At 70.3% G+C, this 26,334-nt stretch carries 22 protein-coding genes and 1 pseudogene; 10 read left to right on the top strand and 13 right to left on the bottom strand.

Annotation, left to right across the window (positions count from 1 at the left end; translation table 11 throughout):
* Nucleotides 1–64: 64 nt before the first annotated feature.
* From STRCI_RS42525 to STRCI_RS42505, 5 genes and pseudogenes are all read right to left on the bottom strand, one after another.
* Nucleotides 65–511 (bottom strand): VOC family protein, encoded by a 447-nt coding sequence (locus STRCI_RS42525; protein WP_269664342.1) that lies wholly within the window; start codon nucleotides 509–511, stop codon nucleotides 65–67.
* Nucleotides 512–744: 233 nt separating this feature from the next.
* Nucleotides 745–1,170 carry an organic hydroperoxide resistance protein gene (locus STRCI_RS42520; RefSeq protein ID WP_269664341.1) on the bottom strand — a complete coding sequence of 142 codons (426 nt, stop codon included), beginning with the start codon at nucleotides 1,168–1,170 and terminating at the stop codon, nucleotides 745–747.
* Between the two features lie 244 nt (nucleotides 1,171–1,414).
* The gene (locus tag STRCI_RS42515; RefSeq protein ID WP_269664340.1) at nucleotides 1,415–1,609 is read right to left on the bottom strand and encodes a hypothetical protein; all 195 of its coding nucleotides are present in this window, start codon (nucleotides 1,607–1,609) and stop codon (nucleotides 1,415–1,417) included.
* 78 nt (nucleotides 1,610–1,687) lie between these two features.
* A complete protein-coding gene (locus tag STRCI_RS42510) occupies nucleotides 1,688–2,167 on the bottom strand; it encodes a hypothetical protein (RefSeq protein ID WP_269664812.1) in 480 nt (159 codons plus the stop codon).
* 115 nt (nucleotides 2,168–2,282) lie between these two features.
* Nucleotides 2,283–2,546, bottom strand: a pseudogene (locus STRCI_RS42505) (alpha/beta fold hydrolase); the annotation flags it as partial.
* Between the two features lie 405 nt (nucleotides 2,547–2,951).
* Between STRCI_RS42505 and STRCI_RS42500 the strand changes: the two are divergent.
* The gene (locus STRCI_RS42500; RefSeq protein WP_269664339.1) at nucleotides 2,952–3,167 is read left to right on the top strand and encodes a Rossmann-fold NAD(P)-binding domain-containing protein; all 216 of its coding nucleotides are present in this window, start codon (nucleotides 2,952–2,954) and stop codon (nucleotides 3,165–3,167) included.
* 125 nt (nucleotides 3,168–3,292) lie between these two features.
* On the opposite strand, the gene STRCI_RS42495 is transcribed toward STRCI_RS42500, so the two are convergent.
* A complete protein-coding gene (locus STRCI_RS42495) occupies nucleotides 3,293–4,735 on the bottom strand; it encodes an aldehyde dehydrogenase (RefSeq protein ID WP_269664338.1) in 1,443 nt (480 codons plus the stop codon).
* Between the two features lie 262 nt (nucleotides 4,736–4,997).
* Between STRCI_RS42495 and STRCI_RS42490 the strand changes: the two genes are divergently transcribed.
* The gene (locus STRCI_RS42490; RefSeq protein ID WP_269664337.1) at nucleotides 4,998–6,056 is read left to right on the top strand and encodes an alpha/beta fold hydrolase; all 1,059 of its coding nucleotides are present in this window, start codon (nucleotides 4,998–5,000) and stop codon (nucleotides 6,054–6,056) included.
* A gap of 92 nt (nucleotides 6,057–6,148) precedes the next feature.
* Here STRCI_RS42490 and msrA read toward each other — a convergent pair whose 3' ends face one another.
* Nucleotides 6,149–6,664, bottom strand: a complete 516-nt coding sequence (gene msrA, locus STRCI_RS42485; RefSeq protein WP_269664336.1) for a peptide-methionine (S)-S-oxide reductase MsrA — start codon at nucleotides 6,662–6,664, stop codon at nucleotides 6,149–6,151.
* Nucleotides 6,665–6,859: 195 nt separating this feature from the next.
* On the opposite strand from msrA, the gene STRCI_RS42480 reads away from it, so the two are divergent.
* Nucleotides 6,860–7,711: an alpha/beta fold hydrolase gene (locus tag STRCI_RS42480; RefSeq protein ID WP_269664335.1), complete on the top strand. Its 852-nt coding sequence runs from the start codon at nucleotides 6,860–6,862 to the stop codon at nucleotides 7,709–7,711.
* 265 nt (nucleotides 7,712–7,976) lie between these two features.
* Here the strand turns inward: STRCI_RS42480 and STRCI_RS42475 are convergent, their stop codons facing one another.
* Both STRCI_RS42475 and STRCI_RS42470 read right to left on the bottom strand, forming a co-directional pair.
* Nucleotides 7,977–8,273: an FAD-binding protein gene (locus tag STRCI_RS42475; protein ID WP_269664796.1), complete on the bottom strand. Its 297-nt coding sequence runs from the start codon at nucleotides 8,271–8,273 to the stop codon at nucleotides 7,977–7,979.
* 17 nt (nucleotides 8,274–8,290) lie between these two features.
* The gene (locus STRCI_RS42470) at nucleotides 8,291–8,530 is read right to left on the bottom strand and encodes a hypothetical protein (RefSeq protein WP_269664334.1); all 240 of its coding nucleotides are present in this window, start codon (nucleotides 8,528–8,530) and stop codon (nucleotides 8,291–8,293) included.
* Nucleotides 8,531–8,679: 149 nt separating this feature from the next.
* On the opposite strand from STRCI_RS42470, the gene STRCI_RS42465 reads away from it, so the two are divergent.
* Together STRCI_RS42465 and STRCI_RS42460 are read left to right on the top strand one after the other, a co-directional pair.
* Entirely contained in the window at nucleotides 8,680–11,466 is a 2,787-nt protein-coding gene (locus STRCI_RS42465; RefSeq protein WP_269664333.1) for an ATP-binding protein, read from the top strand.
* A gap of 124 nt (nucleotides 11,467–11,590) precedes the next feature.
* The gene (locus STRCI_RS42460; protein WP_269664332.1) at nucleotides 11,591–12,067 is read left to right on the top strand and encodes an SRPBCC family protein; all 477 of its coding nucleotides are present in this window, start codon (nucleotides 11,591–11,593) and stop codon (nucleotides 12,065–12,067) included.
* A 23-nt stretch (nucleotides 12,068–12,090) separates the two neighbouring features.
* Here the strand turns inward: STRCI_RS42460 and STRCI_RS42455 are convergent, their stop codons facing one another.
* Entirely contained in the window at nucleotides 12,091–13,626 is a 1,536-nt protein-coding gene (locus tag STRCI_RS42455; RefSeq protein WP_269664331.1) for an MDR family MFS transporter, read from the bottom strand.
* Between the two features lie 183 nt (nucleotides 13,627–13,809).
* Between STRCI_RS42455 and STRCI_RS42450 the strand changes: the two genes are divergently transcribed.
* Nucleotides 13,810–14,298 (top strand): TetR/AcrR family transcriptional regulator, encoded by a 489-nt coding sequence (locus tag STRCI_RS42450; RefSeq protein ID WP_269664795.1) that lies wholly within the window; start codon nucleotides 13,810–13,812, stop codon nucleotides 14,296–14,298.
* A 76-nt stretch (nucleotides 14,299–14,374) separates the two neighbouring features.
* On the opposite strand, the gene STRCI_RS42445 is transcribed toward STRCI_RS42450, so the two are convergent.
* The gene (locus STRCI_RS42445; RefSeq protein ID WP_269664330.1) at nucleotides 14,375–14,902 is read right to left on the bottom strand and encodes an LLM class flavin-dependent oxidoreductase; all 528 of its coding nucleotides are present in this window, start codon (nucleotides 14,900–14,902) and stop codon (nucleotides 14,375–14,377) included.
* A gap of 693 nt (nucleotides 14,903–15,595) precedes the next feature.
* Between STRCI_RS42445 and STRCI_RS42440 the strand changes: the two genes are divergently transcribed.
* Nucleotides 15,596–18,355, top strand: coding sequence for a helix-turn-helix transcriptional regulator (locus tag STRCI_RS42440; RefSeq protein ID WP_269664329.1), 2,760 nt, complete (start codon nucleotides 15,596–15,598; stop codon nucleotides 18,353–18,355).
* Here the strand turns inward: STRCI_RS42440 and STRCI_RS42435 are convergent.
* Nucleotides 18,343–19,143, bottom strand: coding sequence for an alpha/beta hydrolase (locus STRCI_RS42435; RefSeq protein ID WP_269664328.1), 801 nt, complete (start codon nucleotides 19,141–19,143; stop codon nucleotides 18,343–18,345). The two genes, STRCI_RS42440 and STRCI_RS42435, sit on opposite strands and share 13 nt — an antisense overlap.
* A gap of 323 nt (nucleotides 19,144–19,466) precedes the next feature.
* On the opposite strand from STRCI_RS42435, the gene STRCI_RS42430 reads away from it, so the two are divergent.
* The gene (locus STRCI_RS42430; RefSeq protein ID WP_269664327.1) at nucleotides 19,467–19,937 is read left to right on the top strand and encodes an SsgA family sporulation/cell division regulator; all 471 of its coding nucleotides are present in this window, start codon (nucleotides 19,467–19,469) and stop codon (nucleotides 19,935–19,937) included.
* A 478-nt stretch (nucleotides 19,938–20,415) separates the two neighbouring features.
* Here the strand turns inward: STRCI_RS42430 and STRCI_RS42425 are convergent, their stop codons facing one another.
* Nucleotides 20,416–22,188 (bottom strand): S8 family serine peptidase, encoded by a 1,773-nt coding sequence (locus STRCI_RS42425; RefSeq protein ID WP_269664326.1) that lies wholly within the window; start codon nucleotides 22,186–22,188, stop codon nucleotides 20,416–20,418.
* A 1,444-nt stretch (nucleotides 22,189–23,632) separates the two neighbouring features.
* Between STRCI_RS42425 and STRCI_RS42420 the strand changes: the two genes are divergently transcribed.
* Nucleotides 23,633–24,373, top strand: a complete 741-nt coding sequence (locus tag STRCI_RS42420) for a peptidoglycan recognition protein family protein (RefSeq protein ID WP_269664325.1) — start codon at nucleotides 23,633–23,635, stop codon at nucleotides 24,371–24,373.
* A 74-nt stretch (nucleotides 24,374–24,447) separates the two neighbouring features.
* On the top strand, nucleotides 24,448–26,022 hold the full coding sequence (locus tag STRCI_RS42415) for a glycoside hydrolase family 10-like protein (protein ID WP_269664324.1): 1,575 nt from the start codon (nucleotides 24,448–24,450) through the stop codon (nucleotides 26,020–26,022).
* Nucleotides 26,023–26,334 lie beyond the last annotated feature (312 nt).

Here is a 26,334-nt window from a genome sequence, read left to right as displayed (position 1 = left end):
ATGGTGTCGGTCGGAGGTGGGTCGGCCCCGGCGCGGCAGGGGGTGGCCGCGCCGGGACCGGGTCTCAGCGGCCGGGAGCGCGTTCCGTGACCTCCTGCAGGAACCACTCGTTGCCGTCTACGTCCTTGAAGGCGGCGAAGCTGCCGTAGCTGGCCCGCTCGGGGTGCGGGCCGGGGACGCGGTGTGCGTCGCCCGCGTGGTGGAAGGCGCCGGTCTCGTCGCGGAATGGCCCGGAGACCTCCACACCACGGGAGGTCAGCTCCTTCTGAGCCTTGACGATGTCGGTGACGGTCAGCTGGAGGCCGTGCAGCGTGCCCGCCTCCTGCTGGGTGAGGCCGGTTCCGAAGATGATGGAGCACTCGGAGCCGGGCGGGGTCACCTGCACGATCCGGTAACCGTCGTTGATCGGGAAGTCGGCGTCGAGACGCCAGCCGAGCCGCCCCACGTAGAAGCCCACGGCACGGTCCACGTCGGAGACGGGGAGGATGACGACTTCGAGCTTCATGTCCATGGCTGTGTTCTCGCTTTCAATGGTTCGAGTCAGGCATACGTGTGAGTCGTCGAGTCCCTGTCTCCGATGGGACATGTCACCCGAGAAGGCTCGAGGCCGCCGGGCCGTATCCCGAGAGCGTCACGCTCTGGGACCACAGCCACGCCTGGGTGTCGGTGGGCCAGTCCCGGTCCTCGCGGTGTCGTTCTTCGCGGGGCGGCGGCTCGGCGTTGCCGGCGGAGGGGCTCTCCATGTCAGGCCGCGGCGGCCTTGATGGTGACCGGGACGTTGTCGCGCGTCGCCTTGGAGTACGGGCAGATCTGGTGGGCGGCGTGCGCGAGTTCCTCCGCGGTGGCCTGATCGACACCGCCGAGGACGGGGCTGAGGACCGCGGACAGCGAGAACTCGCCGTCGTCGCCATGGGTGAGGGTGATCTCGGCGGTGATGGTCGTGCTGGTCAGCCGTATCTTGCGGAGCGTGGCCGCGCGGCGGAGGGCACCGAGGAAGCAGGCGGCCCAGCCGGCGGCCAGGAGCTGCTCGGGGTTGGTGGCCGTGCCCGCGCCGCCGAGCTCCTTGGGGAGGGCGAGGCCCGTCTCCAGCAGGCCGTCGGAGGAACGGACGTGACCGCCGTTCCGGCCTTCTCCGTCCACGTCGACAACGGCGGTGTAGCTGACTGCCATGGCTGCTGCTCCCCATCTGGGTCGAAAGGTGGTGGGACGCCTCCCGACCAGGACTCTTCTGCGTCACTGGTTGAGGCGGTGATGTAATCATGGCAGCACCAACATCACCCGTCAAGCCGGTGACGGAATGATCGGCCGCCTGCCGGAGACGCCGCCGGGAAAGCAACGACGCCGCGGTTCCGGCGGCCCCCTCAGGGCCACCGGAACCGCGGCGTCGCCGGTACCGGAAGGTCTCGAGACGGGCCTACAGGCCCATGTCGAGAGCCAGACACGAGTAGTACTTCCACGAACCTTCAGGGCTGTAGGTGGCGTTCACCCCACCACCCGGCTCGCCCTCGACCTCTTCGGTCATGTCCTCGAAGCGGATCCGCTCGGGAAGCTTGCCGAACCGTTCGTGACGAGCCGCCGCGGCGGCGTCGATCGTGAGTTCCTTGTCCATGACCATTCCCCACTTCGCGGATCGCGTGCCACTCGTCACCTTGGACGACCATCAGGATGACCCACCATGCATCACCTGTCAAACCGGTGACTTTACTGACGGGGTGATCACCACATCCCGCCGACTTCGACGATGGCGTAGACGAACGCCCCGGGCTGCTCCTGCGGCAGGTTGTGGCCCCCTCCCGGGACGAGTCCAGGGGCCAGAGAAGTACGGGGCGTAGGAGCTGCCGTCCGTGGGCGGGATGACGCCGTCGGCCTGGCCGTCCAACGTGACCGCGGGGACGGTGATCTTCGGCTGGCCCAGCAGTCTCCGCTCCAGGCCGGAGTCGCGCGGGTCACCGGGGGCCACGGCCAGGCGGTGGCGGTAGCTGTGAATCACCACGTCGACGTAGTCCGGATTGGCCCACAACTCCGCCGCCTGCACGAATTCGGCCTCGGCGAACTGCCATTGGGGTGAGTTGCGCTGCCAGACGACGCGCGCCAGGTCCTCCCGGTGGCGCTGGAACCCCTTCCGCCCACGCTCGGTGGCGAAGTAGAAGAAGTACCAGTACCCCAACTCCGTCTCGGGGGTCAGGAGTTCCTGGGCGAGGGCCAGGTTCTGGATCAGATAGCCGTTCCACGGAGACCAGTCCGGCGCACCGCTCCGGCCACAGCGCCGCGGCCACGTCAGCGGCCCGCCTATCCCAGTCGTATCCGGCGAACAGGGCCCGGGGAACGCGCAGGGCGTCCATGAACGCGAGCAGGTCCGCGCCGAGCGCCGCCTGCTCGCCGGACCGGAAGGTCTCCGCGTCGAGGAAGCGGGTCTCTCCGTGGCCGCGCAGATAAGGGACGTAGCAGCGGTAGCCGCGCCGGGCGAGCACGGGCGCCACCTCGGCGTAGGAGCCGACCGGACTGAAGAGCCAGCCGTGCAGGAGGATCACCGGCCTGCCGCGCATCGGCCCTACGTCGTGATAGGCGATGTCCAGGACGTCGGTGCGGGCGTACCGAAGGGGCCCCAGGTCGCGCACGGTCCGCCCGGCCGGCATCGCCACGGCGCCGGACAGCGCCGACGCCTGGGAGACACCGGTCGCTCCTGTCACGGTTGCCGCCGTCATGACCTGAGCCAGTCTCCGTCTGCTGATCACGTCACTTCCTCCCGTTCGATCCGAAGCGTGCGAGCAACGTGTGCACACATTTACCTCTCGTCACCGCTCTGACGGGTTACGAGAATTGCGGTGTCGGATGTCGCTGTCAAGGCGGCCCCCCGGAGACCGATGGCCCAAAAACATGTGCCACCACCGGATGATGCGCGAGAAACCCGCAGTCAAACGACGGACGTCCGCCGGTGCTCACGCGAGGGCGTGGTCGGGGCCGTCGTCTCACAGATCCGTGGCGCGGACGGCCGGCAGCCCGGCGACCCGGCCCGGATCGCGCGGATCCTGCTGGACATCGCCGAGACCGGCAACCCGCCGCTGCGCCTGCTGCTGGGCAAGGACGCGGTGGCCGTCGCGCAGCGCATGGCCGACCGACTCGCCACCGAGGACGCCGCATGGCGCCCTGTCAGCGAGTCCGTGTGACCCAGTGAGCCGGACCGCGGCTGCGGCAAGCCGGTGGCAGGGAGACGCGCCGACGGCGGCAGGTGGTTCGCCCCACCTGCCGCCGTCGGCGCGTCTCCCCATGGTGTGTCCCGTACGAGCGCGGGTCATACGGTGATCGTCTTGTACTCGGTGTAGGTGCCGAGGCCGACCGCGCCGTACTCACGGCCGATGCCGCTGGCCTTGAAGCCGCCGAACGGGCCGTCGAAGGCGATGGAGGCGCCGTTGACGGTGACCGTGCTGGTGCGGACCCGACGGGCGACCGCCAGCGCGTGCTCCTCGTCGGCGGACCAGACCCCGCCGGACAGGCCGTACTCGGAGTCGTTGGCGATGCGGACGGCGTCGTCCTCGTCGTCGTAGGCGATGACCACCAGGACCGGTCCGAAGATCTCCTCCTGTGCGATGCGCATGGAGTTGTCGACGTCGGCGAAGACGGTGGGGGTGACGTAGTTGCCCTTTTCCAGGCCCTCGGGGATCTGCGGGCCGCCAGCCACCAGGCGGGCGCCCTCCTCGATGCCGAGCTGGATGTAATTGCGCACCCGCTCCTGCTGGTCAGGGCGGATCATCGGGCCGATGAAGGTGTCGGGGTCGGCCGGGTCGCCGACCTTCAGCGACTCGACCAGTTCCTTGAGGCCGGCCACGACCTCGTCGTACCGGCTGCGCGGGGCCAGGATCCTGGTCTGGGCGATGCAGGACTCGCCGTTGTTGAGCAGCGAGCCGAACCTCAAACCCGCGACGGCCTTCTCGATGTCGGCGTCGGGCAGGATGATCGCGGCGGACTTGCCGCCCAACTCCAGGCTGACCCGCTTGAGCTGCTCACCGGCGATCACGGCAATACGGCGGCCGGCCCGCGTCGAGCCGGTGAAGGCGATCTTGTCGACCTCCTTGTGCGAGACCAGGTACTCGCTGGTCTCCCGGTCGGCGGGCACCACGCTGATCACACCCTCGGGCAGGCCCACTCGCTCCAGCAGTTCGGCCAGGAAGCCCATGCTCAGGGAGTTCTCGGGGGACACCTTCAGGACGACGGAGTTGCCCGCGAGCAGCGCGGGGATGATCTTCGAAGTGGCCGAGGAGAAGGGCGAGTTCCACGGGATGACCGCTGCCACGACGCCGATGGCCTCACGGCGCACCACGCTGCGTACCGGGGAGGCGGGGTCGGAGGGCGCGAGGGTCTCCTCCCAGCCGAATTCCTCCGCCGCCTTCAGGTAGGCGTTCGCCTGCCGGGTCAGGCCGGGCTGTCCGGCGCGGGTGAACCATCCGGCCGAGCCGTTCTCCAGCGAGATCAGGTGTGCGATCTTCTCCGCGTTCTCCTCGCGCAGGCTGTTGAAGCGGCGCAGGAGCGCGATCCGCTCCGCGGGCGGTGTCAGGCGCCACTCCCCCGCCTCGAAGGACGCCCGCGTCGCGGCGACCGCGCGGTCGATGTCCGTCGGCTGCGCCTGCGCGGCGCGGCCGACCACCGACTGGTCGTGCGGCGAGGCGATGTCGAGCAGTTCCGGCTGGCTCGGCTCGACCCAGGAGCCTCCGATGAAGAGCCGGTCGTAGGTGATCATGCGCTCTCTCTCTCTTCCGTACTCGATTCGCTCGGACACGGCGCCCAAGTGCCACATCAATGTAGCACTTAGGAGCGTTAGATGCGCGTGCGCGTGAAGGATGTCCGTCATGGTCGCCCTTCAGTCGAATGACCTCGCACACGTCGGCCGACCCCGCCCGCGACCTACCGTCACATGACTGATGTGTGTGCATGTGTCACCGGCGAGAGTGTGTGGCGTCGGCCCACCTGGGCGACAAGGCGCACCACGGAGGTTTTTCCACATGATCAACAGGCGTACCTTCAGCAAGGCCGTCGGCCTGGGTACCGGCGCGGCCGCGGTCTCACTGTCCGGCCTGCAGAACAGCGCGTTCGCCGCGCAGGACACCAGCGGCACACGTGTTTCCACCGCGCCGACCGTCACCCCGGGCACGCACACCGAATTCGCCACGCTCAAGCAGGTCAAGGCGGGGGTCCTCGACATCGGTTACGCCGAGGCGGGGCCCGCCCACGGCCCGGTCGTCATCTGCCTGCACGGCTGGCCCTACGACATCCACAGCTTCGTCGACGTCGCCCCACTGCTGGCCGACCTGGGCTACCGGGTCATCGTTCCCTACCTGCGCGGTCACGGCAGCACCCGGTTCCTGTCCCGCCGTACGCCCCGCAGCGCCGAGCAGTCCGCCATCGCGCTCGACATCATCGCGCTGATGGACGCGCTGAAGATCGATCAGGCCGTGCTGGCCGGCTTCGACTGGGGTTCGCGGACCGCCGACATCATCGCCGCCCTGTGGCCCGAGCGCGTCAAGGCCCTCGTCTCCACCAGCGGTTACCTCATCACCAATCGCAAGGCGCAGCTGGAGCCCGCGAACCCGGCCGTGGAGCGCAACTGGTGGTACCAGTGGTACTTCGCCACCGAGCGCGGCAAGAAGGCCATGGAGCAGGTCGACGAGCGCATCGCCCTGTGCCGGTATGTGTGGACCCTCGTCTCCCCCAACTGGAAGTTCGACGACGCCACCTTCCAGCGCACCGCCGAGGCGTTCAAGAACCCCGACTACGCCGCCATCGTCCTGTACAACTACCGCTGGCGGATCAGCCTGATCGAGGGTGAACGCCGGTACGACCGCTACGAGAAGCAGCTGGCCGCCCAGCCGCCCATCGGCGTCCCGACCATCACCCTCGACCCCGCCCTGGACCCCTTCACCGCGCCCGGCGACGGATCCTCCTACCGCAGCCGCTTCACGGGGCCCTACGAGCACCGCACGATCGCGAACATCGGCCACAACCTCCCGCAGGAGGCTCCCACGACGTTCGCTCAGGCCGTCGTCGACGCCGACCACCTCTGAGTCCGCGCGACCTTCCGCCTCGGACGGCTGACACACATACGGCCGGGCAGGATCCAACCTGCCCGGCCGCGTGTGCGCTCAGAACTCAGGACTCACGACTCGGCGCGCTTCGGCAGCCGCCAGTTCGGCCGCGGGAAGTGGCAGGTGTAGCCGTTGGGGTAGCGCTGGAGGTAGTCCTGGTGCTCCGGCTCGGCCTCCCAGAACTCACCGGCCGGCACGACCTCGGTCACCACGGACCCCGGCCACAGTCCGGACGCCTCGACGTCGGCGATGGTGTCCTGCGCGACAAGCCGCTGCGTGTCGTCGGCGCAGAAGATCGCCGAACGGTAGCTGAGGCCGATGTCGTTGCCCTGCCGGTTGCGCGTGGTCGGGTCGTGGATCTGGAAGAAGTACTCCAGGATCGCCCGGTAGTCGGTGACCTTGGGATCGAAGACGATCTCGATCGCCTCCGCGTGCTGTCCGTGATCGCGGTAGGTGGGACGAGGCTTGCCGTCGTCACCGCTGTATCCCACACGGGTGCGCACCACCCCGGGAAGGGACCGGATCAGCTCCTGCATACCCCAGAAGCAGCCGCCGGCCAGCAGCGCCCTCTCCTCGACGTCACCCATGGCGCCTCGCCTTTCTCTCCGCGTCTGTCCACGAGGGTCAACCTCGCACACCGGGCTCGAGTTTCCCGCATCTTTCGTCACCACCTTGACAGGTGATGACGGGGATGACACGTTCGTCACCAGTCAGGGCGGTGACGCGATCCGGTGAAGACCGGCGGCCCGCCCGTACTCGTAGCGCCTGAAAGGGGCATTTTCGTGCTGAGCATCAACGGTGGACGCAAGCGGCTGGTGACGGGTGTGGTCTCGCTGGCCACGGCGGGTCTGGCACTCGGAGCGTTCGCACTCAGCGGCACCGCCTCCGGCGCGACCAAGACCACCGGCGCCGACAACAGCACCAAGCCGACCATCGTCCTGGAGCACGGCGCCTTCGCCGACGGCTCCAGCTGGAACGGCGTCATCGCCGACCTGCGCGCCGACGGCTACCCGGTCGTCGCCGCCGCCAACCCGCTGCGCGGCCCCGCCTCCGACGCCGCCGCCCTGCGCACCGTCCTCGACCACATCAAGGGCCCGAAGATCCTCGTCGGCCACTCCTACGGCGGCAACGTCATCAGCCAGGCCGCCACCGACGACCCCCAGGTGAAGGCGCTCGTCTACGTCGCCGCCTTCCTCCCCGCCCCCGGGGAGACCGCCCTGGAGCTCACCAACAAGTACCCCGGCTCCACCCTCCCCGGCACCCTCGACCCCGTCACCTACCAGCAGGCCGACGGCACCACTGCCACCGACCTGTACATCCAGCAGGACAGGTTCCGCCGGCAGTTCGCCGCCGACGTCCCCGCGCGGCAGGCCGCCCTCATGGCCGCCGCGCAGCGCCCCATCGCTCAGGCCGCGCTGGAGGAGAAGGCCACCACGGCCGCGTGGAAGACGAAGCCGACCTGGGACATCGTCACCACCAGCGACCTCAACATCCCCGCCGCGGTCCAGCGCTTCATGGCCAAGCGTGCCCACGCCCACACCACCGAGGTCGCCGCCTCCCACTCGGTCGCCGTGTCCCACCCGCACCTGGTCGCCGACGTCATCGAGCGAGCCGCCCGGGCCACCGTCCGCTGACACCCCACAGAGGTCCGGCGCACCGGACAGACGCCGCCGCTCCGCACTCCGGAGCGGCGGCGTCGCTGTACGCAGGGGAGCGAGTGCGCCGCCCTGGTGCCTTTCACCACAGCGGACGACGGCCGGGCCTGGGCCGGACACGCCCAAGCACTGGAGCCCAGAATCAGGGAGATCGCCCGGAACCTGCTGGACAATCTGGACCACGAAGGACCGGGCGAGCCCGTCGACCCCGAAGGACGCTTCGCCCATCCGCTGGCCCTGCTCGTCATCTGCGAGCCGGGCCATGTTCTCGCCCGCGAAGTAGATGCCACCGCCGTAGAAGCGCGAGAACCGGCTCCCCCCCAGCAGCGGGCTCTGACCGCCACCGAGGAGGTACCCGACCACCCCGTACGTCCGGGGCCGAACCCGCGATCGGGGCCAGGCCGAACTCCGCGGCGCGCGGCAGCACGTCGGACCACCGGGCACCCGGCTCGGCCCGCACGGTGCGCTCCGGCGTGTCGACGACGATCCGCCGCATCCGCCGCGTCGTGATCAGCAGCCCGCCCTCGGCCGACGAGACCACCTGATGGGCGGCGAACTTCACCGCGACGGGCAGCCCGTGCCCACCGCGAAGCGGACCGCCGCACGGACGTCCGACTCGCCGGCCGCGCCGACCACCAGAGCCGGCCGGAGGCCGCAGGTCAGGTTGTAGGTGGCACACTCCGCCACGTACTCCTCGGTACCCGGCTCCAGCACCGGCCCCTCCACGGAGCGCCGCAGCGCCGCGATGTCCTCCGCCCGGAAATTCACCCTGGCCGCAGCAGACTTGTCCGTACTCACCTTGACCTGCCTCATTCGCTCACAACGTCCTTGACGTCACTGAGACGAGCCGGACCCGCCCTGTTGTTCACATCGATGCCGCCGCCGGCCGAGCGCACGGCGGAAGTGGAATCTGGACGCCCTTCACAACTCGGTGATTGCATGGCCGCATGAAAGCGGGGGCGGACAGGCACGGCCGGGTCGGCACGGATCTGGTCGGACGGGACGAGGACCTCGCGTTCGTCCGGTCCTTCCTGGCCGACTCCGAGGTCCAGGGTGCGGCCCTGCTGCTCTCGGGCGAGGCGGGGGTGGGCAAGACCGCGATGCTCGACGAGGTGGCGCGGGACGCCGCACACCAGGGCGTCCGGGTCCTGCGCGCGCGAGGCGTGCAGTTCGAGGCGGACATCGGCTACGCCGGTCTCAACCAGCTCCTCGTGCCCCTCTTCGACGACTTCGACGTCCTGGACCCCGTCCACCGCGACGCCCTGCGGGTCGCGGTCGGCATCGGCACCGGGCCGGCTCCCGACCGCCTCCTGACCTCCACCGCAGTCCTGCTGCTGCTCCGCCAGACGGCCGCCCGCACGCTCCTCCTGCTAGTCGTCGACGACCTGCCGTGGCTGGACCGGGCCACCAACGCCGTGCTCGGCTTCGTGGCCAGGCGGCTGGTCGGCAGCCCGATCGGCTTTCTGACCGCCGCCCGCGAGGGCTCCGACAGCTTCTTCGAATCGAGCGGTCTGACCGAGTACCGGCTCAAGCCGCTGACCGACGCATCGTCGGCGGAGCTGCTGTCCCGCGCCCACCCCGACGTCTCCCCCGCGGTACGGCGCCGCATCACGACCGAGGCAAGGGGCAACCCGCTGGCGCTGGTGGAGCTGCCGACGGCGCTCTCCGCCGAGCAGCGCACGACCCTGGCGGCGGTGCCCTCTGTGCTGCCCCTGAGCGAGCGGCTGCAGGCCCTGTTCGCCTCGCGTGTGGCCGGACTTCCCGTGCCCAGCCGCAAGCTGCTGCTGATCGCCGCTCTCGACGGCACCGGTGACCTGGCCGCGATCGAGGCGGCCGTCGCCGGCCGGGCCGGCGTGGACGATCTCGCTCCCGCCTCCCGCGACCGGCTGGTGACAGTCTCGGCCGACCACCGGCGGCTGTCCTTCCGGCATCCGCTGATCGGCTCCGCGGTGGTGGAGCTGGCGACGCCCGCGGAGCGCAGAGAAGCCCATCAGGCGCTCGCCGACGCCCTCAAGGACCGACCGGAGCGCCGTGCCTGGCACTTGGGCGAGGCCGCCCTGGGCCCGGACGAGACGGTCGCTGCGCTGCTGGAGGAGGCGGCACGCCTGCGCCTGCGCCGCGGGGACGCGCTCGGCGCGGTGGCCGCGTTGACCCGTGCCGCCGCGCTGAGCCCCGCGAGGGCCGACGAGAGCCGTCGGCTGGCCGAGGCGGCCTATGTCGGTGTGGACTCCGGCGGCGAACTGGACGACGCCACACGGCTGCTCGCCGGAGCCCAGGCGCATCCTTCCGGGCAGCAGTCGCTGCACGCGGCGGCCGCGTCCGCGTTCCTGCTGATCAACCAGGACGGCGACATCGACACCGCCTACCGGCTGCTGGTCGGCGCGATCGAGACCGGGCAGCACGGCTGGGACGCCTCGGACGACGCCCTCGTCGAGGCTCTGCACCTTCTGGTGCTGCTGTGCTGGTACGGCGGTGAACCGGAGCTGTGGCAGCCGCTGTTCGCCTTCGTGGACCGGCTGACTCCCGAACCGCCCGAGCTGCTGTGGGTGATCACCCGGACGTTCGCCGACCCGGCACGCACCGGACCGGCCGCGCTGCCCCGGCTGGCGGAGCTGATCGCGACCGTGGGGGACGAACCCAACCGGGTAATCCGGGTGGGCACCGCCTCGGTCTTCGCCGACCGGCTCGGGGAATTCCGGTGGGCCACCCGCCGGTTGGCCGAGCAGGGCCGGGCCGGCACCGCACCGGTCCGCAGGCATCTGGGCGCGCTGATGCACCTCGGCCTGGACTATCTGCACCTGGGCCGGTGGGACGACGCCGACGACCTGGCGGTCGAGGGCCTGGCCCTGTGCGAGGACCACGACTACCGGTTCTTCGCCTGGTACTTCCAGTACATCCGGGCGGTCGTGGCCGCGGTGCGGGGCGACCGGGAGACCAGTGACGCGCTCACCGGGGAGATCGTCCGATGGGCGGCACCGCGCGGAGCACGCGGCGCGGTCTACTTCGCCGACCATGCCCGGGCGCTGGCGGCCCTGGGCGGCGGCGACTTCGGGACCGCCTACCAGCATGCCTGCGCGCTCAGTCCGCCCGGGGCCGTGGCGCCGTACGTCCCGATCGCGATGTGGGGCACGATGAACCTGGTCGAGGCGGCCGTCAGGACCGGCCGGGACGCAGAGGCCACCGCCCACACGGCGGCGATGCGCGCGTCCGGGATGGCGGAGCTGTCACCCCGGCTGGAACTGCTCGTCCTGGCCTGCGAGGCACTGACCACGCACGGCGAGGAGTCCGTGGCCCTCTTCGAGCGGGCGCTGTCCCTGCCCGACCCCGAACGCCGGCCCTTCGACACCGCTCGCGTCCGCCTCTTCCACGGGGAACGCCTGCGGCGGCTGCGCGCCACGACGGAGGCCCGAGAGCAACTAACGCTGGCGTTGCGGTCGTTCCAGCAGCTGGGCGCCCAGCCCTGGACGGCCCGGGCGGCGGCGGAGTTGCGGGCGAGCGGCCGGGCCACCCCGACCGCCGCCACGCCACGACGGCAGGCGCTCACCGCGCAGGAGCTGCAGATCGCCACCCTCGCCGCGACCGGACTGACCAACAAGCAGATCGCCGAGCGGCTGTTCCTGTCCCATCGGACGATCGGCACCCACCTGTACCAGATCTATCCCAAGCTGGGCATGACCTCGCGGGCCGCCCTCAGGGACGCGCTCGCCGAGCTCGACGCCGAGGCGGGCGCCTGAGGGGGCCTGAGAATCGTTCCGACCGCCCAGTCATTCGACGTATGCCGGGCCCCGGACACCCGCGCAGAGTGGACGCCGAGTGGCCGTGCCCGATGCCACCAAGCACCACGAGAGGAAGAACCGGATGCCCGGTGTCTCAGACAGTCATCCCGACATCCACTGGCCGTCGGGGTTCTCGCCCGATCACGCCCACAGCTTCTGCCAGGCGCAGGCCGTCGTGCACGCCCCGCCGGCCACGGCCTTCGGCCTGCTCGCGGAGGTGGGGCGGTGGCCCGACTGCGTTCCGGGCATCACCGAGGCGTGCGCCGGAGTCGCGGAGGACACCTTTCACGTCCGGTTCCACGGCCACCGTTTCGAGGTCTACGTCGGCGAACGGGTGCCGCCGCACAGGCTCGGCTGGTCGGGTGTGGGCGCCGGGGTGCAGCTGTACCAGGCCTGGTTGCTCACCGAGGTCGGCGGCGGCACCCACGTGGCGTCCGAGAACGTCGTACGGGGGCCTGCCGCCGAGCGCCTGCATGCGCTGCGGCCCGTGTGGGCACAGCGCATGCAGGCTCTGTGGCTCGCGCAGCTGAAGAGGCTCTGGGAGAACGCCCCGGCGTAGTCCTCCGAGACCTCGGCGGCGTCTCAGGCCGCGGTGACGGTGTCCTCGGCCGCGCGGACGGGGGCAGGGGCGCCGGTGGTGTTCCCGGTCCTGCGGGACGGCCTGAGGAAGAGGGCGAGGACGACGCCGACGGCCAGGGTCGGGGCGATCCAGAGGTAGCCGGTGGCCGTGGCGTGGGCGAAGGCGTCGAGCGCGGTGTCGCGCAGGGCGGCGGGCAGGTGGCCGATGGTGTCGGGGCGGGCCGCGTCGAAGCCCCCGCCGGTCGGCAGGTCGTCGGTGCCGTCGGCGAAGCCGGTGTTGAGGAGGGTCCCGAACACGGCGACCCCGAAGGCGGCGCCGATGGAGCGGGCGAAGGTGACGACGGCGCTGGCGGCGCCGAGGTCGGCGGCGGGGACGCTGTTCTGAACCGTGGTCAGCACGACCATGGGCACCATGCCGATGCCGATGCCGGTGATCAGGAAGTAGCCGCTGAGCACCAGGGTGCCGGTGGCGGCCCCGATGGTGCCCAGCAGGAGCAGCCCGGCGAGGTTGGCGGCCAGGCCCGCGAGCAGGATCGGGCGCAGCCGGTCGGCGTGTGCGGACCAGCGTCCGGCCAGGGACTGGCTGATGACCAGACCGGCGACGAGGGGCAGCATGTGGATGCCGGAGAGAGTGGCCGAGACCCCCTGCACGATCTGGAGATACGTCGGCAGGTACACCAGGACCGCGAACATGGCGGCGTTCGCGAAGAACCCGATCAGCGAGGAGAAGACCACCGTCCGGGAGGCGAGCATGGCCGGCGGCAGGACCGGGGCGGCGGCGCGGCGCTCGGCGGGCACCAGCAGCACGGCCAGGGCGACGGTGGCGGCGATCAGGCCGACGATGGACGGCGAGCCCCAGCCCCAGCGCTCGCCGAAGAACGTGATCAGGACCAGTCCGGTGGCGATGGCGGCCAACAGGGTCGCGCCGAGGTAGTCGATGGGCGCCTTGGCACCCCGGGTGGCGCTGGGCAGCGCCCGCGCTGCAATGGCCAGGGCGACGAACCCGACGGGCAGGTTGATCAGGAAGGCCCACCGCCAGGACAGCTGGTCGGTGAAGACGCCGCCCAGCAGCGGTCCGACGATGCTGGCCACGCCGTACACCGAACCGAACATGCCCTGGTAGCGGCCGCGTTCGCTCGGCGCGACGATGTCGCCGACCAGGGCGAAGGTCAGCACGATCATGCCGCCGCCGCCCACGCCCTGCAGCACCCGGGCGCCGATCAGCTCGGGAAGGTTCTGTGCGAGGCCGCAGGCGACCGAGGCGACCAGGAAGATCGTGGTCGCGGCCAGGTAGAGCCGCTTGCGGCCGAACATGTCGCCGAGCTTGCCCCACAGCGGTGTCACCGCCGTGGAGGCGAGCAGGTAGGCGGCGCTGACCCAGGCGATGTCGTCGAACCCGTTCAGGTCCCGCGCTATGCGGGGCAGCGCGGTCGACACGATGGTCTGATCCAGGGCCGCGAGCAGGACCGCGAGGATCAGCGCGCTCATCGCCGCGGCGACACCGCCCTCCCGGGGTGAGGGGGACTGTGACTTCGGCATCGGAACTTGCCTTTCGCTTGGCACTACCAGAGTTAACTGTCACTTCAATGTAGCACTTAGCTGGCAGATCTCTACATCCATGAGGTGGTAGGTGCCTCAGAGGTCACATGCCGGGCTAGACTGCCTGCCGTGAGAGCCGACGCCGTACGAAATCTGGAAGCCGTCCTGACCACCGGAGCCCGCATGCTCGCCACCGATCCGGGCGCGAGCATCGCGAGCATCGCCGCCGAGTCAGGGGTGGACCGGCGCACCGTCTACCGACGCTTCGCCTCGCGCGAAGAACTTCTCGCCGCCATCTACGAGTCCCGTCTGACGGCCATCGAAGAGGCCATCGAGGACGCACGGCTGCGCGAGGCCCCCGTCGCCGTCGCCCTGCACCGCTACGTCGAGAACATCATCGCGGTCAACCGCAGGTGGCCCGTCGACCTCGCCCGCATGCTCGCCGACGACACCGTCCGCCGACGCCGGGACGCATCCGCCCACGAGGTCGACGTCTTCCTCGAACGCGCGACCGAAGAGGGATTGCTGCGCCCCGGGCTGCCCGAGGGCTGGGCGAGCGCGCTGCTGCCCCAGCTCATGCATCTGGTGTCCGGGCAGCTGCCCGAGTTGAGCCCCGCGCAGGCCGCGGACGTCGTGGTCGACACCCTGCTGAACGGTCTCGGAGCAGCCTGACACGACGAAGCCCCCGGAAACACATGTGTTCACGTGTTCCCGGGGGGCGGTGTGCGCGATGGTCGGGCGTGTCCCGTCAGCCGCGCCGTACTCCTTCGATGAAGCGGCCTGCCAGGTCGACGCGTTCGGCCAGGGTGGCGGGGGTCTGCCCGAAGTCCATGAACAGTTCGTGCACGCCGGCCTCGGCGGCGGTACGCGCGTAGTCGATGTACTGACCGAGGGTGCCCGCGCGGGGCATCAGTTCCGCATCGGTCCTGATGTCGGTCAGCTCCGGGTTGACGCGCAGTGCCATGTGCAGGCCGGCCGGGTCGCGTTCGGCCTCGACCGCTTCCTTGCAGATCACGACCCACATGCCGAGGAGGTGCGGCAGCGGCATCGCCACCGGCAGCCAGCCGTCGAGCCGCCGGCCGATCCGGCGCAGGCCGCCCGGGGCGAACGCGGCGAGCAGCACGGGCGCTCCGGGCCGCTGGCTCGGCTTGAGCCCGACCACGGTCTCCGGGACCGTGAACAGCGGCCCCTCGTGGGCGAAGACGTCGTCGGCCCAGTACTTCTTGAGCACGTCCAGCGTCTCGTCGAGCTGCGCCCCGCGGCCCTTCCAGGGCACGGAGACCGCGGTCTACTCGTCCGGCATCCAGCCGAGGCCCAGACCCACCAGCAGGTGTCCCCCGCTGAGCAGGTCGAGGCCGGACACGTGTCGTGTGGGATGCGGCGAAGGTGAGCGCCACCAGCGGATCCATGTGGTTCTCGTAGACGCGCGGCATCCGGCCGTCGGGGCTCGGATAGGGGGCGGAGGGCGCGAGCGGGGCAAGGACCCGGTCTCCCGTCCACAGGGAGTCGTACCCCATCTCCTCGGCGGCACGGCAGACTTCAAGGATGCCCTCCGGCTGTGCGTCGGGACCGAAGGTCGGTATGGCCAGGCCCAGTTTCATGTGTGTCTCCTCGTGAAGTGACTGCCCTTGCGGCGCCCGGCCATGGTCACAGCGGGGTGGTCGGGATCCCAAAGCACATGTGTCGAGCCGCGTGTCGGGGCCCGGACACACCCGGGGAAGTGCGAGCAACAAGAACCTTTTCGGCCAAACCGCGTGACGAGGTCACCTGAGACATCTACTCTTCTCGTGTGAGGACCGAGGTGTGAAGTGGGCGGTAGGCGGCGGCACGTCACAACCGATCCCCGCTTCCACCAGGAGACCGCTCCGCACCCGCATGTGACGGGCCGGACACCGGCCGCGCAACCATGATGCGGCGGAGCGACGTAACCTCGCTCTTGCGCCTCAACGGGGAAGACAGTGGGGGAAGTATGGAGTCCGTCGTCGGGACCATGTTCGGCCGCGCAAGCGAACAGGACGTGCTGTACGAGTTCGTGACGGCCCCTGGAGGCAAGGCTCTTGTGCTGCGGGGCGAGACGGGCGTCGGCAAGAGCGCCCTGCTGGACCATGCCGCCGAGCTGGCGGCCCGCGAGAACCACCGGGTGATCCGCGCGGCCGGGGTCGAGGCCGAGTCGGAGCTCCCGTTCGCCGGTCTGCACCAGTTCCTGTACCCGCTGCTGTCCTACGTCGATCGCCTGGACGACGTGCACCGGCGAGTGTTCGACGTCGTCTTCGGCAGGAATGAGAGCACACCCCCCTCGGTCATGACCCTCGGCATCGCCGTGCTCGACCTGCTCTCGCTCGCCGCGTCGCACAAACCCCTGCTCCTCGTGCTCGACGACGGCCAGTGGCTGGACTCCTCCAGCACCGAGGTGTGCGGATTCGTGGGACGCCGGCTCACCGGCAGCTCCGTCCGGCTCATCGTCGGCCTGCGCTCCGACATACCCTCGGGCTTCGACACCGCCGCCCTGTCCGTACTGCCAGTGAACACGCTGGATGAGAAGGCCTCCGAGCAGCTCCTCGACCTGCGCCACCCCGGCCTCGACGCCCGGATCCGCCAGCTGGTCCTGAACGAGGCGCAGGGAAACCCGCTGGCCCTGCTGGAACTTCCACCCTACGTCGAGCGGGCAGGGCTGAACTCAACCGACAGCGTCGGGTACACCGGCGTACCGTTGCCCCTGCGTCTTCAGCAGGTGTACGGCTCCCGCATCGGCGCTCTCGGCGACGCCCTGCGCGCCGAGTTGCTGCGCGGCGCCCTGGACGGTGTCAAGGCGGGTACCGCGGCGGGCGGCACCCGTGGCACGCGCTACCGGATGCGGGACGCCGACGAGGCGGTGGCGGCCGGCCTGCTGGACATCGACCCGCTCAGTGGCGCCTTCGTCTTCCGGCATCCTCTGGTGCGGTCGACCGCGGTCCAGATGGCCACCCCGAACGAGCGGCGGGCGGCACACGCGGCTCTCGCCCAGGTCCACCGGGACGACGTGGAGCGACGGGCCACCCACCTCGCCGCCTCGGTGGTCGATCCCGACGAAGAGGTCGCGCTCGCGCTGGAGGCCGCCGCGGAGTCGGCCACCCGGCGGGGCGGCGCCGTGGCCGCCGTCGCCTGGCTGACCCGGGCTGCGGAGCTGAGCGAGCGGCACGAGGACCGCTCCCGCAGACTCGGTGACGCGGCCTTCGTCGCCGGCCACACCGGCCGCCTCGACCGGGCACAGCAACTGCTGCGCTCCGACACCGCGTCCGGGCCGGGCGACTCCCCGGCCGCGGTGGTCGCCTCGGCCTATGCCGCGCTGTACGAGGACGGGGACGTGCGGTCCTCGCAGCACCTGGTGCGGGCGGCGATCGAGAGCATCCGGGACGGTGGCGCGGGAGAGTCGAGCGAGGTGCTGACCCGGCTGGTCAACCTGCTCCTGGCCATCAACCAGTACGCGAGCGACGAGGGACCCTGGCAGCGGACGCATGAGCTGCTCGACTCGCTGGGTGACCTAGTGCCGCCGTACTCCCGCATCTACCAGGACTCCTGGAGCGATGTGGTGCGGCGCGGCGCCGGCGTCCGCGAGCGGGTCGAGCATGCCTTCGCCGGCCTGCGGGCGCTCGAACCATGGGACATCAGCCGGCTGAGCGTCGCCGCCTACCACGTGGACACCCTCAGCCAGTACCGGCCGCATCTGCAGCGGACCGTGGACCGAGAAGTGGAGACCGGAGCCATGGCGCCGGGCATGACGATGCTGCATCTGATCATGCTCGACCAGATCGCGGCCGGTGAGTGGCAAGAGGCCGAGCGGACCGGGCAGCGCGGTCTGGAGCTGATGACGTCGCACCGCCACGACCTGTTCGCGCACCACAGCCGGGCATACCTGGGCCTGCTCGCCGCCCTGCGCGGCGACACCGACCGAGCACGCGAACTCCAGGCCACGGTCGACGCCTGGGCCCGGCCCCGCGGCGTCGGCTTCCTCACCCAGATCGCCGACGCCATCGGCACCACTGCCGCCCTCAACGACGGCGACTACGAGGCCGCCTACCTCCACGCCATCGGCATCACACCCCCAGGCACCTTCCAGCCGTACACCCACCAGGCCCCCCGCACCCTGCTCGACCTCGTGGAGGCGGCCCTCCACACCGGTCGCACCGAACAGGCCCGCGCGCACGCCCTCGCCGCCCAGCACGCCCGACTCCCGGACATCTCCCCCCGCCTCGCCCTGATCACGTACGGCGCCCTTGCCATGACCGCCACCGACCCCGGGGAGGCGGACACCATGCACCGCCGGGCCGAGACGCACCCCGGCGCCGCCGGCTTCCCCTTCGAACTCGCCCGCATCCGCCTCGCCCACGGCATCCGCCTGAGGCACACCCAGGGCCGTAAAGCCGCACGCCACACACTCATGATCGCCACGGAGACCTTCGAACGGCTCGGCACACCCGCGTGGACCGAGCGAGCCCGGGCCGAACTCCTCGCCGCCGGCTCCTCCGCCCCTGCCACCTCGGCGCACCCCACCGCGCTGACCTGGCAGGAGCGCCGGATCGCGGATCTCGCTGCCGGCGGACTCACCAACAAGGAAATCGGCGACCGAATGCACCTGTCGCCGCGCACGGTCAGCTCCCACCTCTACCGTGTCTTCCCCAAACTGGGCATCACCTCTCGCGCCGCCCTGCGCGACGCGCTGGGCAGGCTGCCGAGCGATCAGGACGTGTGAGGGCGGACGCCGTGCTCGTCGAGCCAGCCGAGCACATAGTCGGCCACGAAGCGCCATCCGCTGTCCATCACCAGTGAGTGGGCACGGTCCGCGAACTGCTTGAGGTCGGTCACGGCCGTGGAGTCGCCGTACTGCTTGTAGACCGCGCGCGTCACGGAGTCGGGCACAAGGCGGTCCTCCTGTCCCGAGATCAACAGGAGCGGTCCGCGACGCACGTTGCCGGTGTCCGCCGCCGCGAGCGGGCTACGCACGGCTCCCCCGCATCCGAGGTCGGCGAGCAGTCGGCGCGGTGCCGGTATCGCATAGCGCTCGAAGAGCCGGCCGGACTCCTCGGGCCCGACGGTGTTCGCGACGACGTGCCGGAACTGCTCCGGGGACAGGGACACCAACGGATCGGTGTCCTCGCCCCGGCCGGGTGCCCACAGCGGAACGGGGGGCGCGGGCTGGGTGAAGTCGTTGATCGGGGCGGGCGCGATCGCCACCGCGGCCCGGCCGACATCGGCGCCGACGAGATGCTGTGCGATGAGCCCGCCGACGGAGTGACCGACGATCACCGGCGAGACCTCGAACGACCGCACGATGCCGGCGTAGTGCTCCGTAAGCGTGTCCAGGCCGAGCCGGCCGAACGGCCCGGGAGACATGCGCGTCTCGCGGACGGCCGCGGCCTCCCCGGGCCAACCGGGGGCAACGGCGAGGAACCCCCGACTCGCGAACCGCTCCGCCCATGCCTCCCAGGACAGCGCGTGCAGCCACGCGCCATGGATGAAGACGACGGGAGTACGGTTCACGGCTGGTTCCTCCGAGCATCACGACCACCCGGCACCGGCACGCGGGCGATTGGTTCAGCATCGTTCAGACGTGCGCCGGGGACGACAGTCGAATGACTGAATGCCGAAGCCCCCGTCCGGCGCGTCCGCGGGCCGCGGCCGGGCCCGGATGCCCCGACTTCACGGACCCCGGAGAGGGGCAACTGCCCGCAAACCGCCCAGCGGACACGGTGATCACTCTGAAGCCAGGTGAGACGGGACAGTCAAGTTACTTATGTACACGGCTGCCGCGGCGACGAAAGTAGATCGGGCCACCCTCCGTCCCAGCGAAGGACCACTCCGACATGAGCGGCAACGAACCCGGTTCCCAGGCCCCTCGAAAGGCACCGCCCGGCCGACTCGACCTGACCCTGGACATCGAGCGCGTGCTCGGCGTCTGCGCGCGGCAGCCCGTCCGGGCGGAGTTCCGGTTCACCCCGGAATCCCCCTTGATCGTGAGCGTGGAGCTCCTCGTCGAAGGAGGCCCGCGGGTCCTTTGGCGGATCGGCCGGGACCTGCTTCAGCAGGGGCTGTACTCGATGAGCGGCCTCGGCGACATCCGGATGTGGCCCTCGCACCTGGAGGAGGGCGCCACCGCGTGGCTTCAGCTGGCCGCGAGCGACATGGCGGCCCTCTTCGAGCTGCCCGTGCCACCTCTGGCGCAGTGGCTGGAGCGCACGTATCACCTCGTCCCCGCGGAACAGGAACTCGCCTGCGTCGACTGGGACGTCGCCACCGCGGACCTGCTCCCCGCCCAGGGAGCGCCGTCCGGCTGAAGGCACGGGAACGTGCCCCACGGGGCGAGCCGCGTCCTTCGCTCACCGGACGATCACGCGTGGCCACCGGCCGCCGACCACCACACGGCCGTCATCGCCGTGGCCTCCGAGACGGCGGCCAGCCGCTCGTAGTCCAGGGTGCCGGGACGGTCCGTCCGTCGACCCGTGGTCGTGCGGACTACGGAAGTTGGCGGTGTCCGTGAGCATGAGCGCGGGAATCTCCCGGTTCCAGAACGGTGCGTGGTCGCTGCGCCCCAGGTGGTTGGCAGGCGGCACGGCCAGTCCGACGAGCAGACCGTCCGGCCGCCGGTCCCGCAGCAGCAGACCAGGGCAGGCCGGGGACTACGGAACCAACAGAGCCCCTTCGGTCGCCGGTGTGCTGAATGGAATCACCACGCCGACGACGAGGGGCCCTGCCTCGTCACCACACCTGCCGACCAGCCCACTTCCCTGCCAGCACAGGATGAAAAAGGTTCACTTAGAAGGTGACGTTCCAGGAGTCGATCCTGCCGGTGTCGCCGCCGGCGTTGTCGTTGACCCGGAGCTTCCAGGTGCCGTTGGCGGCCTCGGCGGAGGCGTTGACGGTGTAGACCTGGCTGATGTTGTCGGTGCTGCCGCCAGATCGGTTGTGGACCGTGTAGACGGTGCCGTCCGGGGCGATCAGGTCGACCTTCAGGTCCCCGATGTAGGTGTGCACGATGTTCACACCCACCTTGAGGGTCGCCGGGGCGTTGCCGGTCACGCCGCTGACGGTGATCGGGCTCTCCACGGTCGTGTTGTCACCGATGGCGAAGTCCGCTGTGTTCTCGAAGTACTTGCCGGGTGGCGGGGTGCTGCCGACGGCCTTGAGGGCGTCGACCTGCCCTTCGCCGAAGAAGCCGTTCTTGGCCGTGGTGCCCTTGCAGCGGCTGTCCGACGGGCAGGCGACGTCGTTGGCCTGGGTGGCCAGCTTGTCGCGCAGCTGTGCCGGGGTGATGCCGGGGTTGGTGCTGGCCAGCAGCGCCGCCACGCCGGCGACGTGCGGCGAGGCCATCGAGGTGCCGCTCTTGGAGCCGTACTTGCCGCCCGGCAGCGTGCTGTAGATGCCGGTGGTGTCTCCGCCCGGGGCCGTGACGTCGACGACGTTCAGACCGTAGTTGGAGTAAGAGGCCTTCGCGGTCGTGCCCATCGCCGAGACAGTGACGACGCCCGGCAACTCGGTCGGGATGTCCAGGCAGGCGTTGGTGATGGTGCGGGTGACCGGCGTCGAGTCGTTCGGGCTCTCGGTGTCGGTCGTCTTGTTGGCCAGGTCGATGTTGGAGTTGCCGGCCGCCGCGACCTGGAGCGAGCCCTTGCCCTCCGCGTACTCCTGGGCGCGCCTGACGCCCTCGATGATCGCGGCCTGGTCGGCGTCGTCCGGGCAGTTGAACTGCCACGGGTCGGTGTAGTAGCTGTTGTTGGTGACCTTGAAGCCGTGGTCGCCGGCCCACATGAAGCCGCAGATGGTGTTCTCGGCGAAGAAGAGCGAGCTTCCGGGCTCGGCGATGCGCACCGAGGAGATCTTCACGCCCGGGGCCACGCCGATGACGCCCTTGCCGTTCTTGGCAGCCGCGACCGTACCGGCCACGTGCGTGCCGTGGGTGCCGACGTCACGCCAGGCGCCCGTACGGGTGTCCGGCTTGCCGTACGCGCAGGACGCCGAGTCCGCGGCGTTGAAGTTCGGCGCCAGGTCCTGGTGCTGGTCGTCCACCCCGGTGTCCAGGATGCCGACCTTGACGGAGGCGGAGCCGGTGGTGACGGCCCATGCCTGGTCGGCCTTGATCTGGGTCATGTCGGCGCGGACCGGCTCGCCCGAAGGGGTCGTGGACTGCGCCGGGTTGGCGGGCAGCGCCGGGTTGTAGGCGTCCGCCGGCACGTCGGAGGTACGGGTGGCGCCGACCTGCTGAACTCCGCCCACACCGCGCATCGTGGCGGCGAAGGAGGCGGACGCCGAGTGGGCGGTGATGACACCGATCGCGTCGTAGTACTGGAAGACCGTTCCGCCGTTGGCGGTCACCGCGTTGCGGACCGCCGTGGTGTCACCCGGGGCGGTGATCACGAGGTACGCGCGGGTGCCAGCAACCCAGGTCGCATTCGGGGAAGCGGGGGCCGCGCCCTGGGACGTCGCTGCGGGGGCGGGGGCGGCAGAGCCGGAGGGGGAGACGGGTGCGGTGTCGGCGAGCGCGGCGGGGGCCCCGAAGGCGAGCGCCGCGCCGAGCGTGGCGGCCGGCACGAGGGTACGTAGAGGGCGGTTGGATCTGTGGGGTATCAATGCGTCCTCCGAGGACCCGGTGGTCAGGCCGGGTCGTACGAAACAAGTGATGGACGCAAGATGTCATGCGCGCGACTAGTTGCGAAAGTGCCTTTACAGCAGAGGAGTTCGTTTATCGGTGGCCGAATACCGACTATAGGTGCAAGCACAGTGAATGCGGCGGGCCGACTGAGGAGGGGGCGCAGACCGTTACGCCGTCCTGCCCTTGGGTGGTGCGTGGAGACCAAGTGGCAGTCGCTTCGGAGGTCGGGCCCGCTTCCGCCGGCTCCGTCCCGACTGGGACGGTCCACGGTCCGCCCGCCCCTTCTCCGGCGCCCTGCGGGAAGCACTGGGAACGAACCGGTGTGCCGCCCTGGTCTACGGCAATGCGATCGACTCGCTCACCTGGGGCTGGGCCCTTCCGCTCCTCCTGGCCAGGCAGCTGCCCAGGCTCGACTCTGCCGTGATGATCGATATCGAGCACCGCACCGGAGCTCGATCCACGTTCTCCTTCCCCATCACGTACCGACGCTCGCTCCTTGTCGGTGCCCAGGTACTAAGCCGCAGCCGTCGGGCTGGTGACTGCCTCGGTCCGACGCGACCGGGGAAGCCTCTCGCCATGACTTCGACCGTCCCGAACGCGGCCGTCACCGCCTCGACATCCACATCGTCGATCCCGGCGAACACCAACGAGTCCCAGAACGGTGCACCGGCCTGCATGACCAGCACCATCACCGTCCCAAGCCAACCGCAGCGGCGGTCTACAGGAACTGAGGGAGCGTCAATTCTGGTCGACGGACGACAAGCCGTACGCGGTCTCACGCGAACAGTTCCCGGGTCTGACTGGGGAGGAACAACAAGAACCGCGATCAGAACCAGTCCACTTGCCGTGAGTGCGGTGGCCGCCCTGACAGACGGTTCTTCAGGCGCACACGCCGCGGCCAAGATGGCAAACGCACCCAGAAGTCCCCGGAACGGTGGCGACTGAAATGACCGTTCGGCCGGTGTGCGAGGAGGGCGGGGCGGGGATCGAAGCCTCTGAGACTGCGCACATCGGTCCACGACCACCAACAACGGAATGGCTTCCGTGCCGGTACGTCGGACGACTACCGCCATCTTGACTGGAACCTGTCAACATCTCGACAATTGCTTGTAGCTCCTCACCCCTTGGAGGACTGTTGACCCACGGCCCGTCTCGCCGCACGACGCTGCTGGCGGCAGCCGCCTGTGCGTTCGCGCTGCCCGCCATATGTTCCGCACCCGCACGTGCGGGCACCCCCCTCCCGCCGGGACGCCGTGAACTCCCCATCGTCACGCACTCCCGCCACCCCGGCGCCGTCCACGGCCCCGCAGCCGCGCGCGGCGCCCACGCCGAACCCCTCAACGCAGCCGTCAACTGCGCCCTGGACCAGGGAGGGCCAAGCTGATGGCCACGTTCGTCACCCGCTCCCAGTGGGGGGCCAGAGCGCCCAACAGCGTCAGCAACAACATCACCCCAGCCCAGGGCGGCGTAGTCGTCCATCACGTCGACGCCGTAAAGGTGGCCAAGGCCAATCACGCCGACTGCGCCGCCCAGGTCCGGGGCATCCAGAACTTCCACATGGACTCCAACGGCTGGTCGGACATCGCCTACAGCCACCTCGCCTGCGTCCACGGCTACCTCTTCCAGGGCCGTGGCGAGTACGTCCGCACCGCCGCCCAGGGCACGACGCAGGGCAATGACGACTGGTACGCGGTCTGTGCACTGACCGGCGGCTCCGCCAGCAACTACGACACCATCACCGCCGGGCTCATCGACGCCGTCCGCCACGGCATCAACCGCCTGCGGGTGTCGGGCGGCGCCGCGCGGGCCATCACCGGCCACCGGGACCACCACGCGACCGCCTGCCCGGGCAACCTGTACGCCAGGGTGCTCAGCGGCGAGCTCAACCCCGGCGGCGGCCCCCTGCCCTACCCCGGCGTCAACTTCCGCCAGCCGCCCACCTTCGTGCACGCCAGCGTGGCCACCTGGCAGTACCGGATGAACAGCACGCACGGATACTCCCTCACCGTCGACGGCCAGTACGGCCCGGGATCCGACTCCGCCTGCCGCAGCTTCCAGTCGAGCAGGGGCCTGAGCGTCGACGGCGTCGTCGGGCCGGCCACCTGGGCAGCCACGTTCGCCTAGAACCGGCCAAAGCCCACCGCCTTCCCACGACGTACGCCCGCAGCCGACGAACTCCACCGAGGGGACACCTCGACATGCGTTTGCCTCGCGTACTCACAACCCTGGCGGCGGGCCTCGGCCTGCTCCTCGGCGCACTCACCGCGCCGCCCGCCCACGCCCGTGCCGACGACGGCGCGGCACCGCCGGCCCAGTGGCGCAGCTACTGGGTGGACGCGTTCAACCCGGGCATCTACACACCCGCACAGGTCACGGCCCTGGTCCAGGACGCGTTGGACGTCAACGCCAACGCCCTGATCGTGCAGACGGCCCGGCGCTACGACTGCTTCTGCAACAACGCCCTGTACCCGCGCACCGACGCCGCGATCGCCCCGGAGCCCTACGACCCACTGGCGGAAGTGGTCCGGCAGGGACACGCCGCCGGACTGCAGGTGCACGCCTGGGTCAACGTCAACACCATGTGGAACAGCAGCACCCCGCCCCGCTCCCCGGACCACGTCTTCAACCAGCACGGCCCGGGCGCCACCGGAGCCGACCGCTGGCTCAACAAGAAGGCCGACGGCCAGGAACTGGTGGGTGCCAACGCCTATGTGGACCCCGGCCATCCGGCGGCCGTCGACTACATCGTCCGCGGCATCCAGAGCATCGTGCGCAACTACGACGTGGACGGCGTCAACCTCGACTACGTCCGCTACCCGGACGGCAGTTCCACCACCACCCACAGCGACTGGGGCTACAACGCCGTGTCCCTCGCCCGCTTCCAGCAGGCGACGGGCCGGACGGACGTACCCCTCCCGTCCGACACCGCCTGGAGCGACTGGCGGCGCAACCAGGTCACCCAGCTGGTGCGCAGGATCTATCTCGGAGTCTGGGAGATCGACCCGCAAGCCCGCCTGTCGATGGACGCCATCACCTACGGACACGGGCCGCAGGCGGTCGGCGGCTGGCGGGCCACACGCACATACACCGAGGTCCTTCAGGACTGGGCGGGATGGCTGGACGAGGGGATCATGGACACCGCCGTGACCATGAACTACAAGCGCAACTGGAATCCGGACCAGGCGCGGATGTTCTCCGAGTGGTCCGAGTTCCTGGCCGACCACCAGGGCGAGCGGCAGGCGGTCAACGGACCCGCCCTGTACCTGAACAGCGTCGCGGACTCGCTCAGCCAGGTCAGGCAGGCGCTCAGACCCAGCACGGCTGGCAACGCCGCGGCCGGCTGGAGCGGCTACTCCTACGCCGCCCCCAGCAAGGACGTGGCAGCCAACGGCCTGCCGGCCGAGCGGGCCAAGCTGGTGCAGGCGCTGACGCGGGGCGAGGACGCGCCGTTCAGCAACGAGGCGACGGTGCCCGGCATGCCATGGAAGACGGCACCCCGGGACGGGCACGTGACCGGCAGGCTCCTGCTCCACAGCGGCGGCCCGCTGGACCAGGTACCGGTGACCCTCACCCCGCTCACCGGCGGCGGCGAGAAGACCACCCGGCTCAGCGACGGCTCGGGCTGGTTCGGCTTCACCCATGTGAAACCAGGTCTGTACCTACTCACCCTCCTTCTGCCGGAGGGTGTGATCGGCGCTCCGAAAACCGTGGTGAGGGTGACGAAAGGCAGCATCGCAAGAACCGCGTTCCCGCCATTCCTCGCCGTACCATGACGCCCGCGGCTGAACGCAGCACAGCACCTACCCAAGGGACCATCCCCGCGGGGATGCGACCGCGGCCGTGCCGACCGCGCGGCGATGTGCTCCCCGCACCCGCGGGGATGGTCCCGAGGACTACCCGGTCCGCGTGATTCAGGTCTTGTGCTCCCCGCACCCGCGGGGATGGTCCCTCCTCATCACCGGGCTGGAGAAGAAGGTCACCGTGCTCCGCCCACCCGCGGGCATGGTCCATTGCTGGGCGGGATGCTCGACACGGGCCTGTTGTCCGCGCGGTCTCCGCCCGTGACCTCGCCCGGACTCTACGGC

This window comes from Streptomyces cinnabarinus, assembly GCF_027270315.1.
Classification (GTDB): domain Bacteria; phylum Actinomycetota; class Actinomycetes; order Streptomycetales; family Streptomycetaceae; genus Streptomyces; species Streptomyces cinnabarinus.
This window is presented reverse-complemented; position numbering and strand designations above follow the sequence as displayed.